16 protein-coding genes are annotated in these 17,824 nt (G+C 62.6%); 9 read left to right on the forward strand and 7 right to left on the reverse strand.

Annotated features, from left to right (window positions below):
• Positions 1-2: 2 nt before the first annotated feature.
• A complete protein-coding gene (locus IVB31_RS30710; RefSeq protein ID WP_247331642.1) occupies positions 3-1,430 on the forward strand; it encodes a serine hydrolase in 1,428 nt (475 codons plus the stop codon).
• Positions 1,431-1,437: 7 nt separating this feature from the next.
• Here the strand turns inward: IVB31_RS30710 and IVB31_RS30715 are convergent, their stop codons facing one another.
• On the reverse strand, positions 1,438-2,805 hold the full coding sequence (locus tag IVB31_RS30715; protein WP_247331644.1) for an MmgE/PrpD family protein: 1,368 nt from the start codon (positions 2,803-2,805) through the stop codon (positions 1,438-1,440).
• Between the two features lie 119 nt (positions 2,806-2,924).
• Between IVB31_RS30715 and IVB31_RS30720 the strand changes: the two genes are divergently transcribed.
• Both IVB31_RS30720 and IVB31_RS30725 read left to right on the forward strand, forming a co-directional pair.
• Positions 2,925-4,040, forward strand: a complete 1,116-nt coding sequence (locus tag IVB31_RS30720) for an FUSC family protein (RefSeq protein WP_247331647.1) — start codon at positions 2,925-2,927, stop codon at positions 4,038-4,040.
• Between the two features lie 99 nt (positions 4,041-4,139).
• The gene (locus IVB31_RS30725; protein WP_247331649.1) at positions 4,140-4,538 is read left to right on the forward strand and encodes a VOC family protein; all 399 of its coding nucleotides are present in this window, start codon (positions 4,140-4,142) and stop codon (positions 4,536-4,538) included.
• Positions 4,539-4,577: 39 nt separating this feature from the next.
• On the opposite strand, the gene IVB31_RS30730 is transcribed toward IVB31_RS30725, so the two are convergent.
• The 4 genes from IVB31_RS30730 to murA all read right to left on the reverse strand — a co-directional run bounded on the left by IVB31_RS30730 (position 4,578) and on the right by murA (position 8,585).
• The gene (locus IVB31_RS30730; protein ID WP_247331651.1) at positions 4,578-5,228 is read right to left on the reverse strand and encodes a 2-hydroxychromene-2-carboxylate isomerase; all 651 of its coding nucleotides are present in this window, start codon (positions 5,226-5,228) and stop codon (positions 4,578-4,580) included.
• Complete coding sequence (locus IVB31_RS30735; protein ID WP_247331653.1) at positions 5,225-5,713, reverse strand: DUF2867 domain-containing protein; 489 nt, start codon at positions 5,711-5,713, stop codon at positions 5,225-5,227. Before IVB31_RS30735 ends, IVB31_RS30730 begins: the two co-directional genes overlap by 4 nt.
• Positions 5,710-7,101 carry an MATE family efflux transporter gene (locus IVB31_RS30740; protein WP_247331656.1) on the reverse strand — a complete coding sequence of 464 codons (1,392 nt, stop codon included), beginning with the start codon at positions 7,099-7,101 and terminating at the stop codon, positions 5,710-5,712. Before IVB31_RS30740 ends, IVB31_RS30735 begins: the two co-directional genes overlap by 4 nt.
• Before the next feature lie 188 nt (positions 7,102-7,289).
• Positions 7,290-8,585 (reverse strand): UDP-N-acetylglucosamine 1-carboxyvinyltransferase, encoded by a 1,296-nt coding sequence (gene murA / locus IVB31_RS30745; protein WP_247331658.1) that lies wholly within the window; start codon positions 8,583-8,585, stop codon positions 7,290-7,292.
• A gap of 296 nt (positions 8,586-8,881) precedes the next feature.
• On the opposite strand from murA, the gene IVB31_RS30750 reads away from it, so the two are divergent.
• The 6 genes from IVB31_RS30750 to IVB31_RS30775 all read left to right on the forward strand — a co-directional run bounded on the left by IVB31_RS30750 (position 8,882) and on the right by IVB31_RS30775 (position 13,874).
• Entirely contained in the window at positions 8,882-9,610 is a 729-nt protein-coding gene (locus IVB31_RS30750; protein WP_247331660.1) for an SOS response-associated peptidase, read from the forward strand.
• Between the two features lie 214 nt (positions 9,611-9,824).
• Positions 9,825-11,000, forward strand: a complete 1,176-nt coding sequence (locus tag IVB31_RS30755) for a hypothetical protein (protein ID WP_247331662.1) — start codon at positions 9,825-9,827, stop codon at positions 10,998-11,000.
• A gap of 136 nt (positions 11,001-11,136) precedes the next feature.
• The gene (locus tag IVB31_RS30760) at positions 11,137-11,892 is read left to right on the forward strand and encodes a hypothetical protein (RefSeq protein ID WP_247331664.1); all 756 of its coding nucleotides are present in this window, start codon (positions 11,137-11,139) and stop codon (positions 11,890-11,892) included.
• A 269-nt stretch (positions 11,893-12,161) separates the two neighbouring features.
• Entirely contained in the window at positions 12,162-12,434 is a 273-nt protein-coding gene (locus IVB31_RS30765; protein ID WP_247331666.1) for a hypothetical protein, read from the forward strand.
• Between the two features lie 100 nt (positions 12,435-12,534).
• Complete coding sequence (locus IVB31_RS30770; protein WP_247331670.1) at positions 12,535-12,822, forward strand: hypothetical protein; 288 nt, start codon at positions 12,535-12,537, stop codon at positions 12,820-12,822.
• Positions 12,823-13,076: 254 nt separating this feature from the next.
• Positions 13,077-13,874: a DUF3800 domain-containing protein gene (locus IVB31_RS30775; protein WP_247331672.1), complete on the forward strand. Its 798-nt coding sequence runs from the start codon at positions 13,077-13,079 to the stop codon at positions 13,872-13,874.
• Between the two features lie 161 nt (positions 13,875-14,035).
• Here IVB31_RS30775 and IVB31_RS30780 read toward each other — a convergent pair whose 3' ends face one another.
• Entirely contained in the window at positions 14,036-15,757 is a 1,722-nt protein-coding gene (locus IVB31_RS30780) for an ATP-dependent helicase (RefSeq protein ID WP_247331674.1), read from the reverse strand.
• 49 nt (positions 15,758-15,806) lie between these two features.
• On the reverse strand, positions 15,807-17,582 hold the full coding sequence (locus IVB31_RS30785; protein ID WP_247331676.1) for an AAA family ATPase: 1,776 nt from the start codon (positions 17,580-17,582) through the stop codon (positions 15,807-15,809).
• Positions 17,583-17,824 lie beyond the last annotated feature (242 nt).

Raw genomic sequence — 17,824 nt, forward strand, 5'->3', positions numbered from 1 at the left:
CTGTGTCCCGCCGCCGCAAGATCATCCTCCTCACCACCACCATCGCTGCTATCGGCCTCGCGCTTGGCGCGGCGCGCGCCCGCGACGTGCCCAAGGTCGCCACCGGCTTCATCGCCGACATCCTGTGCTCGGAGACCTTCGTCTCCGGCCTCGATCCCAGGCGCGACCTCGCCGAGACCATTGATGCGATGCCGGGCGTGGGCCTGTTGACATGGGCGATGGATTACCAGGTCGATCGCGCGCGCAAGGATGTCACGGTGACGCTGTTCGGCATCGGCCGCAGCCACGCCGTCTATCGCGAAGGGCTCGGCTGCACGCTCGAGCATGGCGAGCCGCTCGTCGATGTCGCGTTGCCAGCGGACGACAGGCAGCCGATGTTGCTGCCTGAGATCGCTGGACCCACGCTCGTGCAGCCGCAAAGCCCGGAGCTTTCGGCCGCGCTTGACCGCGCCTTCACTGAACCCGCGCAGTCGCCCTACCGCCGCACCCGCGCCGTCGTGATCATGAAGGCCGGCCGCATCATCGCCGAACGCTACGCCGACGGCATCGGACCAGAGACGCCGCTGCTCGGCTTCTCCATGACGAAGTCCGTGATCTCAGCGCTGACAGGCATTCTCGTGCGCCAGGGTAAGCTCGAGCTCGACGGACCTGCACCTGTTGCTGCGTGGACAAATCCGGATGATCCGCGCCACGCCATCACTGTTGATCAGTTGCTGCGCCACACCGCCGGGCTCGCGCTCGGCAGCTCGCTGCAGGCTTCGCTCGGCTCCGCCTTCGAGCCGGTCAATCGCATGAAATTCACAGAAGACGACATGGCCGCTTATGCAGCAAGCGTGCCGCTTGCGACCTCGCCGGGCACCGTGTGGAATTATCACGATGGCAACACCATCATGCTCGCGCATCTGATCCGCAACGCCGCCGGCGGCAAGCCCGCGGATGCCCTTGCTTTCGCGCGTCGCGAATTGTTCGCGCCGCTCGGGATGCGACATGTCACGCTCCAGCTCGATGGTGCCGGCACCATCGAAGGCTCGAGCGAGATGCTCGCCTCTGCGCGCGACTGGGCGCGCTTCGGTCAGCTCTATCTCAATGACGGCGTTGCCGGCGGCAAGCGCATCCTGCCGGAGGGCTGGGTGCGTTACTCCGCTACGGCCACGCCAAACGCCTGGGTCGGCATCGGCGCCGGCTTCTGGACCAACCAGGGCGACAGCTTTGGCGCGAAGTTTCGCGTCGACCACGGCTGGCCGCGCGATGCCTTCTTCGCCAAGGGCACCATTGGCCAGTATGTGATCGTGATTCCGTCGGAACGTCTGGTGATGGTGCGACTGGGCCGTTCGCCGAACGCGCCGCCCGAAGCGGACGGCGTGTTCGACCTGGTGCGGGATGTGATGGCAGCGACCCGCGAGAAGGGAAAGTTGGCGGGGAGGGATTGAGGGCGCTTTATCGCCCCAGCTCCGTCGCCTTGGCCACGCGGTCGAACCGCTCCAGCGTCATGATCGCGTCGGCAAATTTCTCCGCCCGGGCATTCAGCACCGGACGTGCCAGCGTCAGAAATTTCTGCTGCATCGCTTGCGCATCCGGGAAAGAATTCGGCTCGCCCGAGGGATCGGCATAGAGCCGTTCGTGCACGCCGTCATCCGTGGTGATGCTGACGCGTGCACCGAACGGATGAGTGCGGCCGATTTCGAGCCGGTCGTCCTGCACCACGTCGAACTTGTCGGCGAGCGCGTCGATGGCGGCATCTCCAAGGCGGGTGTAATCGTCCCAGCCGAAGGAGCCCTGGTCGAGCGCGAGCGCGCCGGTGAAGAACATTGAGAACTGGCCGCCGACGATCGAGGTCGGATGCCGCTTGGTCGCGGCATCGCCGGTGAGCGTAATGCCGTTGCGATGCAGCCCGATCTCGACGCGCTTGACCTGGTCGGGCGTCAGATTGTGCTCGCGCCGCATCGCGATCAGCGCGTCGATCGCCGCATGGGTGTAGCGGCAGCTCGGATACGGCTTCACACCGATCTTCATGGTCTCGTAAGTCTTGCCGAGCTCGGCCACCGCCTTGTCCGGATGCGCATCGTCGGTGTAGCCGGCGAGCAGCCCGTGCTTGCCCTCGACCGATTCCGTCGCGCCGACGAAATCGTTGCGCGCCAGCGTCGCGGCGATCACGCCGTTCATCGCGGCGGCGCCGACCTGATAGCGCTTGTTCCAGGCGCCGTTGACCAGGAATTGCAGCGAGCCCGCGGCCTGGCTGCCGGCGACGCCGAAGGCGGCGATCAGCTGTTGCTCGGAGAGGCCGAACAGTTTGCCGGCGGCCGCCGCCGCGCCATAGGTGCCGGCGGTGGCGGTCGGATGGAAGCCGCGCGCATAATGCGAGGTCGGGTCGAGCGCGTTGCCGAGCCGGCAGCAGACCTCGTAGCCCGCGACGATTGCGGTCAGCACGTCACGCCCGGAGGCGCCGACCATCTCGCCGACGGCGAAGGCGGCCGGAACGACCGGCGCGCTCGGGTGCAGCGAGGAGTCCGCATGCGTGTCGTCGAAGTCGAGGGAATGGCCGAGCGCGCCATTGAGGAGTGCGGCCACCGCCGGGGTCCAGGTCTTGCTGTCGCCGAACACGGTGGACTCGCCCTTGGCGTCCAGCGCAAGCGCTTCCAGCATCTTGAGGATAGACGGGGTGGATTCCGCCTCACGCCTCGCCCGGATGGCGCTGCCGAGGAAGTCCAGTGTCAGCACTTTGGCGCGATCCAGTACCTCCGCCGGAATATCCCCGTATTTCAGATTGACGACATAGGCGGCGAGCGTTGCGGTTTCGTGGGCCATCGTGTTTCCTCGTTTTGGCGGGCAAGTTAGGCGGGCTGATTTGGCCTTTCAAGCGGCCTTGGGGGTGCGGGCATCAGCTATGCTTTTGGCTGGCTTTACGAGGATCGGGACGTCTAACGATGGCATTCGCAAAAGAGCTGTTCGACCGGGTCTGGTCGCGCAGGACGCAATTGGGGCTGGCGGTCCGGGTCACGGTGGCGGCCACCGGCGCCTATGCGCTTGCCACCGCGCTGCACCTGTTATTGCCGCTTTGGGCGGTACTGACCTCCATCATTGTGACCCAGATGAGCGTCGGGCGCTCGCTGAAGGCCACGCGCGATTACATGCTCGGCACGATCGGCGGCGCGATCTATGGCGGCGCGATCGCCATCCTGATCCCCTATTCCGGCGAACTGGGCCTGCTGGGATTGCTGGTGCTGGCCGTGGCCCCGCTTGCCTTTGTTGCGGCGGTCTATCCGAATCTGAGCTCGGCAACGGTGACGGCGGTGATCGTGCTGGTGCTACCGACCATGCATCATGCCGATCCCATGGCCTCGGCGATCGATCGCGTCAGCGAGGTTTCGGTCGGTGCGGTGACGGGACTACTGGTCTCGTTCCTGGTGCTGCCGTCGCGCGCGGTGCGGCAGATCCGGGCCAGCGCGGCGCGGCTGCTCGAACTGATCGCGGATGCCTTCACCGAATTGCTTGCGGGCCTGACGCGTGGCCGCGACAACGATGCGCTGCACCGGATCCAGGACGGCATCGGCACCGCAATGGTCGGCATGAATACGATCGGCGCCGAAGCCGAGCGCGAGCGCTCCGCACGATTGTCGGGCGGGCCCGACACCGGTCCGCTGTTGCGAACGATTTTGCGGCTGCGCCATGACGTCGTGATGATCGGCCGTGCCACGGTGGTGCCGTTGCCGGTCGAGGTGCAGGTCAGGCTTGCCGCACCCCTGGCGGAGGTCAGCGCCGCGATCGCGCGCTTTTTGAAGTCGGCGGCCGAAGCCATGCGCGCGGGCGCCGGCGCCCCGCCGATCCATCCCGTCCATGTCGCGCTCCAGCACTATTCCGAGGCGGTTGCCGCCGTCCGCCAGGACGGCCTGATCCGCGGCCAGCCGGCCGATACCGCCGAGCGCTTCTTCGCGATCGGCTTCTCGCTGGAGCAGATGCATCAGAATCTCTGCGATCTCGATCGCGTCGTCGGCGAATGGTCGGAGGCGGTGGCGGACAAGTCCGCGCGCGTGGCGGAGTGAACCAGCGCGTGCCCCGCAGTCGGCTTCCGACAGCAGAAGCGAAATACGTTCAGCTACGTACCGTGCTTGCAGGACATGAAGCAAGAGGAAGGAGAGAGCATGTTAGGGAACGCAAAGGTGGCAACCCGGCTTCCGGCCAAAGACCTGGACCGCGCGCGGGCATTCTACTCCGAGAAACTCGGCCTCGAGCCGATCGAAGAGCGTGTGGGCGGGCTCCGCTATGTCTGCGCGGGAGGCGAGTTTGCAATATTTGTCTCAGCCGGAATGCAATCCGGCACGCACACCCAGATGGGCTGGGAAGTCGAGGACATCGAGGCAACGGTACGCGAGCTTCGCGCGCGCGGAGTCAAATTCGAAGAATACGATCTGCCCGGCCTGAAGACGGTTGATGGTATCGCGCAGATTGCCGGAAATTATCCCAGCAGAGGTGTTGGAGAGCGAGGCGCGTGGTTTCGCGACAGCGAAGGTAACCTGCTGGGTGTCGGTCAGCCGACGTGAACCCGACGGGCAACTGCGTCGCCCGTGAGTGAACACGCGCTAGCGCCGTGCCAGCCCCTTGCTCTGCATGCGCCAGAGCAGGAGATCGATGCGGTCCTGGCCGAAGAACGGTTCGTTCTCGAACACAAAGGTTGGCACGCCCCAATGGCCCGAGGCGGCATGATCCTTTTCGTTCCCGGCGATCACCTGCTCGTAGCGATCCGCATCGTTGCTGATCGCTTCATCCATCGCGGCGAGATCGAAGCCGGCCTTCTCGGCGGCGCGCGCGAGGTGATCGCCCTCGTTCCATCCCGCGATCGAGCCGTCCCACAGCACGCGCGCGACCGCGTCGGTGAATGTGAGCGCGCGTCCCTCGAGCTGCGCCATCGCGCCTAACCTGGTCAGGCGGTGGATGTAGGGTTGCTCTGTCGCGACATCGAACGTCGTCTTGTCCTGCACGATTGGATCCGGTCGCGGAAAGCGAAACGGAATGCCCTCGTGCTGCGCCACGCGCGTGCTGTCGAGCACCACATAGCGAATGAAATTCGGACTGGCCTTCTTGAAGAAGCCGGGCACGCGGACCGCGAGCGGATAGACCGGCCGCAGGTTCACAGCGAGATCGTACTCCGCGACGAGCTTCAGCGTCTTCGGCAGTGCCAGATAGCTGAACGGGCTGCGGAAGGAAAAGAACAGGTCGACGGACAGCGTCATCGGGCCGGCTCCTCGATCCTCCCCATCATGCCGCGGGCTACGAGCTTATGGAACGGCGTGATGAGCGTGAGGTAGATCCGGCCGAGGAAATTGTTTGTTTTCACCAGGGTGGTCAAGGTGACCTCGCGGCTCGCTGCGTTCCCGGCCACGTCGACGACGATGCGAAAATCGAGGTGAGAATCGTTGAAGCCGGCCACCAGCCGCTCAGGCGTCTCGCTCAACACCGGAAACAGGCCGATCAGGCCGCCCGGCGCCGGCGCGCCTTCGCCAGATTTTTTCAGCCCAAATGGAGTCACCAGGACATTGCGCAGGCGCACCAGCGCATCGACCCAGCGCGGCCCGTTCAAGACCATTCGTGTGCAGGCCTCGCGCGCATTCAGGGCCGCTGCGCCGACCTCCACCCGAAACGCGTCGATGAACTGCGCGCCTGACAGCACCGTGCCGGCATCAACTTCAGGGGCGACTTCGCGAACTGTCCCGATCATCCCGCCAGTTTGCGCGTCAGCATGCGGAAGCGCAAGATCAGAAGGCCGGCATAAACGAAGGTCCCGACCGAGAACCCGATCCAGACGCCGACCGCGCCGAGGCCGGCGTTGAACGCCAGCACCCAGGCGATGGGAAAGGCCACGCACCAATAGCCGATCGCCGCGAACACCAGTGTCATCCTGGTGTCATTGATGCCGCGCAACGCGCCGCCCACGATGGTCTGCAGGCCGTCGGCGATGAAGAAGCTCGCGCCGACCACCAGCAGCGTTGCCGTCAGCTCGACCGTTGCCGCGCTGGCCTCGCTGCCGCCGAAGAAGAGCCGTCCCAGCTGGTAGCGGCCGAGGATGATGGCGACCGTCAGGGCGGAGACCAGGACGATCCCGAGCAGGGCCGCGACCAGCCCGGACCGCTTCACTGCGGCCGCGTCGTTGCGGCCGAAGGCGTGGCCGACCCGCACCGTCGCCGCCATGCCGATGCCGAGCGGGACCATGAACAGCACGGCGGTGACCTGGAGCGCGATCTGGTGCGCGGCGAGCGCCGTGGTCGAGATCAGCCCCATCAGCAGCGCCGCCGACGAGAACAGGCCATATTCCAGCAGCAGCGAGAACGAGATCGGGGCGCCGATCGCGAGGAGCTGGCGCAGCAGGGGCCAGTCGATCCGCCAGAGATGGGCGAGCAGACGATAATCCGCGAACGGTTTGCGTAGCCCCGCAATGGCAAGCGTTGCGACGAAAGTGCCGAGATTGACCAGCGTGGTCGCAAGCCCGGCGCCGAACAGGCCGAGCTCCGGCAGGCCGAACAGTCCGTGGATCAGGACATAGACCAGCGCGGCATTGACGGGGAGCGCCGCGAGCGTGATCCACAGCGGCGCCTGCGGCCGATTTACCGCGCTCATCATGCTGCGCAGCGCGATGAACCCCAACGCCGGCGCGATGCCCCAGGCCAGCCCGTTCAGATAGCGCTGGGCGAGCGCGGCCGAGTGCGGCGCCTGTCCGAGCCCGATCAGGATATGCTCGCCATAGAGTGGCGAGGCCATCATCGGCAGCGAGATCAGGAACGCGACCCACAGGCCGACGCGCAAGGCGCGGCGGATGCGCCTGACGTCGCCGGCGCCGAACGCCTGCGCAGCCAGTGGCGACACCGCCGCCATCAATCCGAGCCCGAAGGTGAAGCTGACGAAATAGACCGTATGCGCCAGCGCCGCCGCGGCCACCGCGCTTTCGCCGAGCCGCCCGATCAGCGCGAGATCGGTCGTGATCATCGCGATCTGCCCGAGCTGCGTCAGCATCATCGGCACGGCCAGCCGCAGCGTCTCGACGAACTCGTCGGCGAGAGGATTTGGCGGCACGCCTTGCGGCTGCGGAGGATGTCGGGCGGTGTCGAGCATGGCCGGTCCAGTAGCACAGCCACTCGTCGAAAACATGGCCCACATGTCCCGGACGCGCGTAGCGCGAGCCGGGACCCAGAAACCGCAGGCGCAACTCTTGGCCGCATGGGCCCCGGCTCAGCAGCGCATCACTTACGTGCTGCGCTGCGTCCGGGGCTCGAGACCATCTCCGGAAGTGGAAGAAGCCCTCAGCCCTTCCGTTCCGGCACGCGCTTGATCTTCGCACCCAGCGCATTCAGCCGTTCGTCGATGCGCTCGTAGCCGCGCTCGATCTGGTCGGCGTTGTTGATCGTGGAGGTGCCTTCGGCGCAGACCGCGGCGAGCAGCATCGCCATGCCGGCGCGGATGTCGGGCGAGATCATCGATGCACCGCGCAGGCGGCTCGGACCTGCGATGATGGCGCGATGCGGGTCGCACAGCACGATGCGCGCGCCCATCGCGATCAGCTTGTCGACGAAGAACATTCGCGATTCGAACATCTTCTCGAACATCAGGATCACGCCCTCGCATTGCGTGGCGGTGACGATCGCGATCGACATCAGGTCGGCCGGGAAGGCCGGCCAGGGCTGGTCCTCCAGCTTCGGCACGTGGCCGCCGAAATCGTCCTGGATCTTCAATGTTTGATTTGAGGGCACGATGAGATCGTCGCCCTCGACGCGGCAGACGATGCCGAGCCGCTCAAACCCCATGCGGATCGAGCGCAGATGCTCGACGCCGGCGCGCGTGATGCGAAGCGGCGAGCGCGTCACGGCGGCAAGGCCGATCAACGAGCCGACCTCGATATGGTCGGGCTGGATCCGGTAGGTCGTGCCACCGAGCGTCGCCGGACCATGAATGATCATGGTGTTGGTGCCGATGCCCTCGATCTTCGCGCCGAGCGCGACCAGGAAATTGGCGAGGTCCTGCACATGCGGCTCGGACGCCGCGTTGCGCAAATGGGTGACGCCGTCGGCGGCGACCGCCGCGACCAGCGCATTCTCGGTCGCGGTCACGCTGGGCTCGTCCAGGAACACGTCGGCGCCGGCGAGCCTTGCCGCGCGGAATTCGAGCCGGTCGGTCGCGGTGACTTTGGCCCCCAACTGCTCCAGCGCCAGCACATGTGTGTCCAGACGGCGGCGGCCGATGACGTCGCCGCCTGGCGGCGGCAGCATCACTTCGCCGCAGCGCGCGAGCAAGGGGCCCGCGAGCAGGATCGAGGCGCGGATGCGCACGCACAAATCCGGATCGAGATCGGCGGCGCGGATGCTCTTGGCGTGGATATGAAGCGTGTTGCGGGCGGTCCATTCGGCGGACGCGCCGACCGAGCGGATCAGCTCGACCAGCGTCTCGGTGTCGCGGATCCGCGGCACGTTTTCCAGCGTCACCGGGTGCTCGGTGAGCAGGGCGGCGGCGATGATCGGAAGCGCCGCATTCTTGTTGCCGGACGGCTCGATCGAGCCCGAGAGCCGGTGACCGCCCTCGACGATGTACTGGATGGGCGCCACGGGTCTCTCGCTGTTCTGTTGGGGTGGGGCGGGCTGCTTTGGAGGCGGAAACTACCGAGAATCGAGCGGGGGAGCAATTCTGGCTCGATGATCGCGACGAAAGAAGTGCGCCCCCCTCTCCCTCTTGCGGGGGAGGGTTGGGGTGGGGGTGCTTCCGCAGTGGGATTGTCGAGAAAATCGCACGATCTGGCGAGCCGGCTCCGCTGCAGCAAGTGCGCCAAGGCCAATCGCCGGCCCCCAGCGACGCTGCTACAGTTGGCGTAGCGCCCTCGCCAGGTCGCTCCGGAGACCTGACGATGTGCAACCTCTATTCGATCACCACTAACCAGGCGGCCATTAGCGCGCTGTTCCGTGTCGTCAACCGGTACGTCGGTAATCTCGCGCCAATGCCCGGCGTCTTTCCGGACTACAAGGCGCCAATCATCCGGAACGGCGCCGACGGCCGCGAACTCGCGACCGCTCGGTGGGGCATGCCATCGTCGTCGAAGGCGCTCATGGACGCAACGAAGAAGCGGGCCGAGAAGCTGCAAGCCAAGGGCAAGGAGGTGGATTTCAAGGAATTGCTTCGGATGGAGCCCGACGGGGGCACGACCAACATCCGCAACGTGAAAAGCAAACACTGGACGAGATGGTTGGGTCCGGAGCACCGCTGCCTGGTGCCATTCAACTCGTTCAGCGAGTTCAACAAGGCCGAGGGCGGCGACATTTGGTTCGCGCTCGACGGGACCCGGCCGCTGGCCTGCTTCGCCGGCATTTGGACCAATTGGGCGTCGGTCCGGAAGGTCAAGGAGGGCGAGACCACCAACGACCTCTATGCGTTCCTGACCACGGAGCCAAACGCTGAGGTCGGCGCCATCCATCCCAAGGCGATGCCGGTGATCCTGACGACGCCCGACGAGGTCGAGGCCTGGATGACGGCGCCGGCGGACGAAGCCCTGAAGCTCCAGCGGCCGCTTCCGGACGGCGCGCTGCAGATCGTCGCCCGCGGTGTGAAGGAAGATCCCGGTGGGCCGCAGGCGTCGTGACAGGCGAAGGCGACGACCGCGCGGGCACCGCGCACCGCCAGCGCTAGATCTGCCCAGATCAAGCGCGAGCGGCTCTGAGTCCGGATTCCAGTGCAAAATGCAGGTTTTTCGTCAAAGTCTCGTCTATCGGGTGCAGAAATCCGGGTGGTTTGCAATCGCCGCCTTTTTCTCGATCGAACCTGACCTTAGATGAAACAAAAGGGAGGAACTCGAGATGGAGTTGCAGGAGAGATTTCGTCGAACGTGCGCGATGATCGCGCTGTCGGCGGCTTGTCGCAGCCAAGATGCGCTCGCTGCCCGATTGAAGGGCGAACTGAAGCTCGACGACAAGGTCGATCTCAGACCTATCGTTACTAGATACCTGAACGGTGACGTTGCCAGCTCGGGCTATTTCGAAGCCATCCACGTGATCTTCATGCTCGACGTCGTCGGTAACGACTACCCTCCGCATTTCTTGGGATGGCTGGACAGGGCATTCGGCAGCTACGACCTGTGCAGTTCCGAAGACCCGCTTGGCAAACGGCAAGGAAACTTCGTACGTGCCCTGCTTGCCGAAGCCCGCATGCTCTTTTCGAAGGAAAATGAGGCCGAGGCGAGCAGATACCCCCGATATGAGGGTGCACGGCACCTCATGCTCGGGATGGCAGTGGCCATCGAACAGCGGGTCCTCACGTCGAACGAAGCTCGCAACCGCGAGGGCATCGAACACCTGCGAAAGGCTATTCAGCTTTTCGGAACTCTCAAGCCCGGTACGGACGCACTTTCCGCGTCCGACAAATTCCACATCGCTCACGCCCAACATATGATCTTCTGGCTGCTTTCGGAGTTGCCGAGAGACCTCGACGGGATGAGGAGTACGCTGGCTTCCCTGGGTCTCGGTGCGCCGCATGCCTACGAGTGGCTCGCGCGCCAGACAGGCAACTGGCATTATCAGATCAACCTTGCCGAGTTGTACGGCATACTTAGCACGCCCAACGCGAGCGAACCCGCTTCCGCGAAATGCCCGGCCGACGCCGTGAAAGCTCTGGTGCGCGCCATCGAGATCAATCCGCGCCTCGGTGTCCTCGGAGAAAGTACGGGGTTCGACGGAATCGAAGAACCGCTAGACCAGGCACCGGCGTTCCAACACGTCCTACCCGTCCTTCGTAAGCAACAAGGGGCGCTGTTGGCGGACTGCGAGGAGGTCTATCGGCAGCATCGCAGCGACTACACCAAGGATCAAACAAAGGGAATCAAGACCATGTTGAAGGCCATGAAGGATAGGAAGAAGAACGCAAAGCTCGTCGCGGCCGCAAAGCGAACGGCGATCGCCATCGCGGCCGCGACGTTCGTCCTCGCTTCCGCGAACATCCTGACGGTTTGCCAGGTTCTCGCCAAACCTGTGTTCTGATCATCGTTATGGACGCCCTTCGCGCGCGTCGAACCCGATCGTCGAAAAAGCCCCTCTCGCGAGGGGCTTTTGAGTTTTCTAGTCGCTGCTCCGCTCAACTGCAGCCATCGGCCGATTCTGCACGAAAAACCGCTTCATGACCTTTTTCGCCGAGTTTGTGCACCTTGTAGCTTTTGAGAATTCACGCCGTGCGCGCGATGCTTCGATCACTGAAACGATTGATCAGGAGATCGAAATGAAGAAGATCATGGCCGGCATCATCGCAACGATGCCGATGTTCGCGCCACTGTCCGCATCCGCAACGGAAGTGCCCCGCGTCGAGGTCCCCTTCCAGACGGAGACGGTCCTCGATCTCGGCGAAGTCCAGACCGAAATGCAGCGGATGCTCAACGGAATCCGTCAAGTCAGCCGATGCTCCGAAAACTGGAACGTCTGGGACGCCAAGGTCCTGCCCAACGGACGTTCGATCAAGATCGACCTGCAAGCCCGCTATTTCCTGAACAAGTGCCTCATCGTCACCCAGCCTGAGTGGCACGGTCCTTGGACGGTGCGCATGAAGGATCGGGTCATCGGCGAGACGATCCTGGTGTCGCAGCAAGCGCATCTGGCCGTCGACGTGACGCCTGTCGTTTCGAATGGTGTGGTCACCGCCACCGCCGACGTCGTGACGGCCGACGCGAACGGGCTGCTCGGCAAACTCAAGCTGAACGGCCAGATCAAGTCCTTCCTGAACAGCAAGCTAAACACTGCGCTGCAAGACAAGCTGACGGCTGCTCTCCCTGCGGAATATCTCAAGGCTGGCGTCGAGATATCGGAGCTGCAGTTCTTCGAGCAGAACGGCAAGCTTGCCGCCAAAGTCAAAGCGAGCGGAAAGCTCCATCCGGGCACGTAGGTTGTCAGCAAACGAAATCTAAAAAAGCTCCCGCCGAAAGGCGGGGGCTTTTCGCGTCCGAACCGGACCGAACTGTCGCGACTCGTCGCCGCGCGCTGGGGGATGCTGTAATCCTAAAAGTGCTTATGGGCGACTGCTTCGGCCATACTTCGCTCCGGGTGGAACACGTGGACAAGCTCGAGCTCTTTCGATTGCGAATCCCTGACCCGTGCTAACCGCCCGGAACGAGCAGGCGGGCGGAAGGATTCGTCCAGGCAGGAGTAATCTCAATGCTGATGACGAAAGAACGACGGCCGGCGATCAGAACGTTGCAGGGGTGGGCGATCGGTGTGCTGCAGGAGGCGGGCGCCATCCACGAATGCGGGGAGCACGGCTGGGCGAAGGACCGGGCCGACCCGCACGCGCGCGAGCGCGCCGTCGATATCGCCCGCCAGGACCCGCCGACCAGGGTCTCGCCGGCGGTAGCGGTCGCGGAAGTCCGAGACGTACTGGATTCGATCGGCGACACCTGCCCCGAGTGTGCGCCAGAGCACGATCAGTAGCGCCTAGGACCCTGACTTTGGGGATTATGTACTTTGCAAACCATGTCCTGACTCGGGTAAGTTGTGGTCGCTCCCGAATCACAACTGGAGATTCCTTTCCATGCCGAGCTTGAAGGTGGCCCACATCCACGAGCAGGGCCAAAACATGATCATTTTCCCTTTGGATCATAGATTTGCTGCCCTTTCCCAAGGCGAAAAGGATAGCGAACTGCAAATCTTAGAAATCCGCGCCAACAATGCTGGGCTGGCTGGTCACGCCGTGGCTGTCTGGGATGCTGGCAGTGGCCGGATGGGATTTATTGGTCCGCGCCAATGGCACGGCTTTCTTCAGAGCATCGGACTGCGCTGGGTTCTGGCGAACCTAAACAAAGAGATTTCTTGGTCCTAGAGGCCAACCACACATCGGCATTGCCTTTGCGATCATCATGAACTCGCCGCGGACAATCATCCAAGTAATGGCTCGTCCCGCACGCCAAATCACTTGCCATGTTCTGCCTGTTAAACCCCTGACGAGGCTTGCGGCCCCCTGTGGGCTTCTGCTTTGCGATTTTGCCGAGCTTCTCGTCAAATCGCTTCTCGTCGTCGTCCGTTTCGAGTTCGCGCGACGCCTGCTTGAACTTCTCGAGCTGAGTCTGCTTAGCCATGACGTTTATCCATCCGACTCGCCGCTATCGCCTGTACTTTGATGAAACAGGCACAGGCGATCTTCATGCGCACAAGAAAGATCAAAACCAACGATACCTAAGTCTGACGGGCTTGGTGTTCAGGCAGGACGTTCACGACTCCACCTTCACTGCCAGACTCACGGCACTCAAAAGAAGGGTCTTCAATAGCCCGGACGTAATACTTCATCGCCGGGAAATCATCGATCGGAAAGGCGACTTTGCCATCTTAGAGGATGCGGGCGTTAGGGCCGACTTCGATGCCCAATTCCTGGATCTAATTGGCTATCTGCCAGGCCCCGCCTTCACCGTCTCAATCGATAAGCAGGCCCACTTAGAAAAGTACAAAGTCTGGCAGTTCGACCCATACCATTATGTTCTGACGTGCCTTGTTGAACGCTTCGGCCTGTGGCTGAACAGGAACGACTTCGTTGGTGACGTAATCGGCGAGGCACGGACGGAACGGCATGACGGTAGACTCCGACGTGCATTTAACTACCAGTACGATAACGGGAGCCGGTTTCTGCGGGCTGACGTTGCCCAAAAGCGACTGACTTCTCGCGACCTAAAGCTTCAGCCCAAGACTGCCAATATCGCCGGCTTACAGGTGGCAGATTTGCTGGCCCATCCGGCGCATCGAACCTTCAAGTTTATGGAGCAGGACCTGCCAATACCGGACGATTATGGTGCTTCACTCGTCCGCGCACTGGAGAGAATTTATGATCGGAATCCGTGGAACGGATTGATCAGAGGATATGGAAGAAAGTGGCTGCCATAAAATTACGGGGGTCTATGGGCTCACACCCATAACCCCCGGCGATCGCACGCGATCTCCCTTCGACCGCAGCCGAATTGCCTCTCATATACGCGATTCTGACAGAAAAATCAATAGGTTACTAACCTATTGAAGTGAATCACTTTTTGCTTTTTCTAAAGCGCCTATACGTCATTCATTTTTTGCGCCAATTCGGCGATCCAAGGCGAGTGGTGATGTTCCTGGTAGACGAGACACAGCTCTTTTCTCGGTCGCGTAACGCCGACGTAGAACGAGCGGCGCGCATCGCGAAGGGCCGTGGGACTTTGCTGGTCTCGGCGGCTCGGTAAGTCGTGAGCGTTCACTCCGTACATAATTACCGCATCGAACTCGCGCCCCTTGGCACTATGCATGGTTGTCAGGGTCACGCGACCCGCACCCTCAATGCGCCCTGCGAAGTAACGGAGCGCCAGGTCGAGCCCAACCGCGGGGTCAGTGTTCGCGATCATCTCCGCGCACACGTCCCAGTCCTGTTCGGGATTGCGAGCCGTTGCACGCCAAGGTTCAATCAGTTCTTTGGAATATCTTCTCAACCACGCGTTCGTGCTCTCGTTGGTGCCGACCGACCCACCGAGAAAGACCATGAAGTTTGTCGAGAATTGTTGTTCGAGCGGTTCGGAGATGCGTCGTCCGAACACCAACGAGATCGCTTGGGACAGAAGCCGTGCGTATGTTGGATCGGCATCGCGCCAGCCACCAGTGACCCACCGTGCGCTTGCCTCGATCAATCTGGAGAGCCGCGAGTTTCGGCGAACGAGGGCCTGCGGGTCCGTTCGGACGAATGGAATGTTGGCGGACTTCAAGGCCTCCGCGACCCTGTCACCTTGCCAACGGTCTCTGTAAAGCACGGCGATTTCGTCCGGAGCGAAATTCTTGGCTAGGAGGCGCGGAACAATGGAACTCGCGATCGTTTCCGCCTGGTAGTCAAGACCATAGGGGACCGGGAAAAACGACAGTTCTCCGTCCGGCGCACCGGTGATCCCCTGGTAGTCGCGATGTTCACCCAACGCACCGAGCGACGCCCGGATGATCTTAGCGCCGGACCGGTAGTTGAAGCGCAGCCTGATGGTGCGAACGTCGCCACGTGTGGTGAGCCCTTCCAGAAGGTCTCCGTTGGCGCCTGCGAAGCCGTAGATCGACTGGTCGACGTCACCGACGGCGAAGAGCCGCATGCCAGAGCCGAAGCAAAGCAGGAGGACGAGTTCGTGGAGTGCGTGTCCCAAGTCTTGGTATTCGTCAACGAAAAGGATGGGGTATCGCGCCCTAATGGCCTCGCGGATCCAGCCGTGCTCCTTAAGCATGCGGAAGGCCATGAGCGGCATGTCGTCGTAGTCGATCAGGCCCTGTCTCCGAAGCTCGCTTTCGTAAGCTTCGATGAATTTGGCCAACTCTACATTCGTCCCGTACCACTCGGGGCGGGAGCGATCGACGTCCCGCTTTCGCTTCGTCGTGGCGAATTTCCAGCGGTCTTGGGGGTCATCGCGACCGTTGATCGCATTATTGTAGGCGACCACGACAGCCGCGCTGATCTCCGTCTTGGTCGCGAGACGGAAATTCTGGGGCAGGCCAATCGGCACGCAGCGCGCGTATGGCATCAAGATCTGGCTGAGAGCAAAGCCGTGGACCGTACCTACGAAGGCGCGATCGCCGGGCGCGATCCCAAACGTCTGCAGACGGGTCTCAAGCTCGATAGCGCATTCGTTGCTGTAAGTTATGCAAGCCACGCCCCGAGGGTCCAATACGTCGTCTCGCAGCGCGCGCACCATCGCCGAAGTCAATGTCTTCGTCTTGCCGCTGCCGGGACCCGCGAGGACCACGCAGTGTCCGAGCTCGCGAATGGCGGCCATCTGCTCCGGATTGCCTCCATGGTTGTCTAGTGCACGTTGCCAAGCGTGCTCACTGAACACGGTCCACCACGAATTTGATTGCTCTTGCGATGTAGTCGGGAGGCGCGAGGCCGCCGGCCTTCTTAGCCAGCTTCGCACTCAGACGACCCTTGCCGATGTCGGCGATCATCGCGAGGAGCTGAACGGCATCGACCGGTATTCCGCTTCTCCACGCCTTCAGCCGACCCGTCCTCGTGGAGCCGAAGCCTTGCGCTTCCAGCACGTCGAGCAGCGGGTTCTTGAGCGTCGGCGTGTTGGCGATCGAGACCTCGAACGTATGATCGTTGAGGAAGGCGCCGAGTGAAGCGAATGCGTTGCTGAATCCGGTGAAGTCGGCGGCTTCCCATTGCTGCCAAAGTGCCGGCGAAACCGGTGCGGCCCGGGTCACCTGGAGATAGTCCCGGTAGATGTCGAGGATCCGCTTGCGGCCCAACGCCGAGCCGTCGACCTGCGGGTCCCAATCCGTCACGATGGAGAATGGAAGATTGAGGGCCGCGGCGAGCTTGACGTACGGGCGGAAGTTGGTCCCCGCGACGTTGCACACCGTGATGCCGATGTCGTCCAGCGAATGTCCCAGCGACTTCGCGAAGATCGGAAACAGCGCCTCTTCGGCGTCGCCTTCGACGAAGATGACGCCGCGGGCGAACAGAAGTTCGGCCCGCGTAGCGTCGAGATAGTGTTCGAGGTCGTCGAGTTCGTCGGCCGTCACCGGCAGATCCGCCAGCGATCGGGCGTAGGTCGAGGTCCTGTCCGTCTTCAACAGGATGATCGATCGCAGAGGAGCGACGGCGGCCAAGGTCGGGGAATGGCTGGTGACGATCAGCGCCTGCGTCGCGTCGTTGTTGTCGAAGAGCTTCTTGAAGACGGACCTCTGCAGCTGCGGATGGAGATGCGCTTCGGGTTCTTCGATGCAGAGCAGCGAGAAATTTCTTTCGTTCTTGCGTCGTCGCCAGGCGAATTCTGCGAGCTTCAGCGCGATGAGCGCGACGTTGGCCGAACCGAGGCTGGCTTCCGAGATGCCACGCTTTCCCCCGTCGATGAACATGGCGATCGCCCTGAACAGCCGCAGCGGGTCGGTCGGCGCGAAACGCAGCCGGGCGTCGATGTCAGCCTTGCCGGCCAGGTGGAGGATGTCGGCTCTCAGCGCGTTCTCGAGCGTTCTGATCGCCGGGAACGTCTCGAGCGTCGTGGTCGCCGCGGCGAGCTCCGCCGAGACCTTGGAAATGTCCACAGGGTCGATGGCCGCGACGGCCTCCTCGAGGAGATGCCGCAGGGGCGAGCTTCGCCACGATCCGAGTTGCCCTTCGGCGTCGCGTAGGGCATCCAGCACGTCGATCGCTATTCGGCGGCGCACCTTGCCTGGAATGCCGCGACTTTCGTCTCCGCCACCGTAGAGAACGAATTCGCAGTCCTCGCTGGTTCGGACCGGACCGGCCACGTCGGCCTTCTTCCGGTAAAGATACGTCAGCCTAGCGACCATCGGATCCGTCGGCGTCCTGAAGTCCGTGAGCAGCGCATTCAAGGCCGGGTCAGTGTCGAAGTCCGATATCTCGAGGGAAACCTCGATCGGCTGGTCGTAGTTCGGAGGATTGGCGTCGAAGAAGTCGGACAACCGAAGCTGCCGAGCGGCATCCGGCAGCATCGGATCGAGGATCAGTTGGATGGCGAACAGAAGATTGCTCTTCCCAATCGCGTTCTCGCCGAGGAGGACGACATTGCCTGACAGTGGAATGTCGATGGCCTTGAAATTCCTGAAATTCCGGACGCTAAGTTTGCTTAGGCGCATTGTTAATTCTCCAGCCGCTGCTCAAGTGTGCCTGTCGCGGCCGACGAAATGCTCGCCAATTTTCAAGGACTCGTCTGTCGAAAATCTGCTACAGAATATAGCTACCGGACTATCTAAGGTCTTAGCGGTTTCATTAATGGGTTGCGGCAGCTTTGCTCAATTTGAGAGCTCAGCTTAAGGTTGCAGTTTTTTGAGTCCAAGTTTTGCGTAAAGTGAGTCAGCTTTATGCGTCGCAGAGTCAG

Origin of the sequence: Bradyrhizobium sp. 21, assembly GCF_023073335.1 — a bacterium.
Lineage (GTDB): Bacteria > Pseudomonadota > Alphaproteobacteria > Rhizobiales > Xanthobacteraceae > Bradyrhizobium.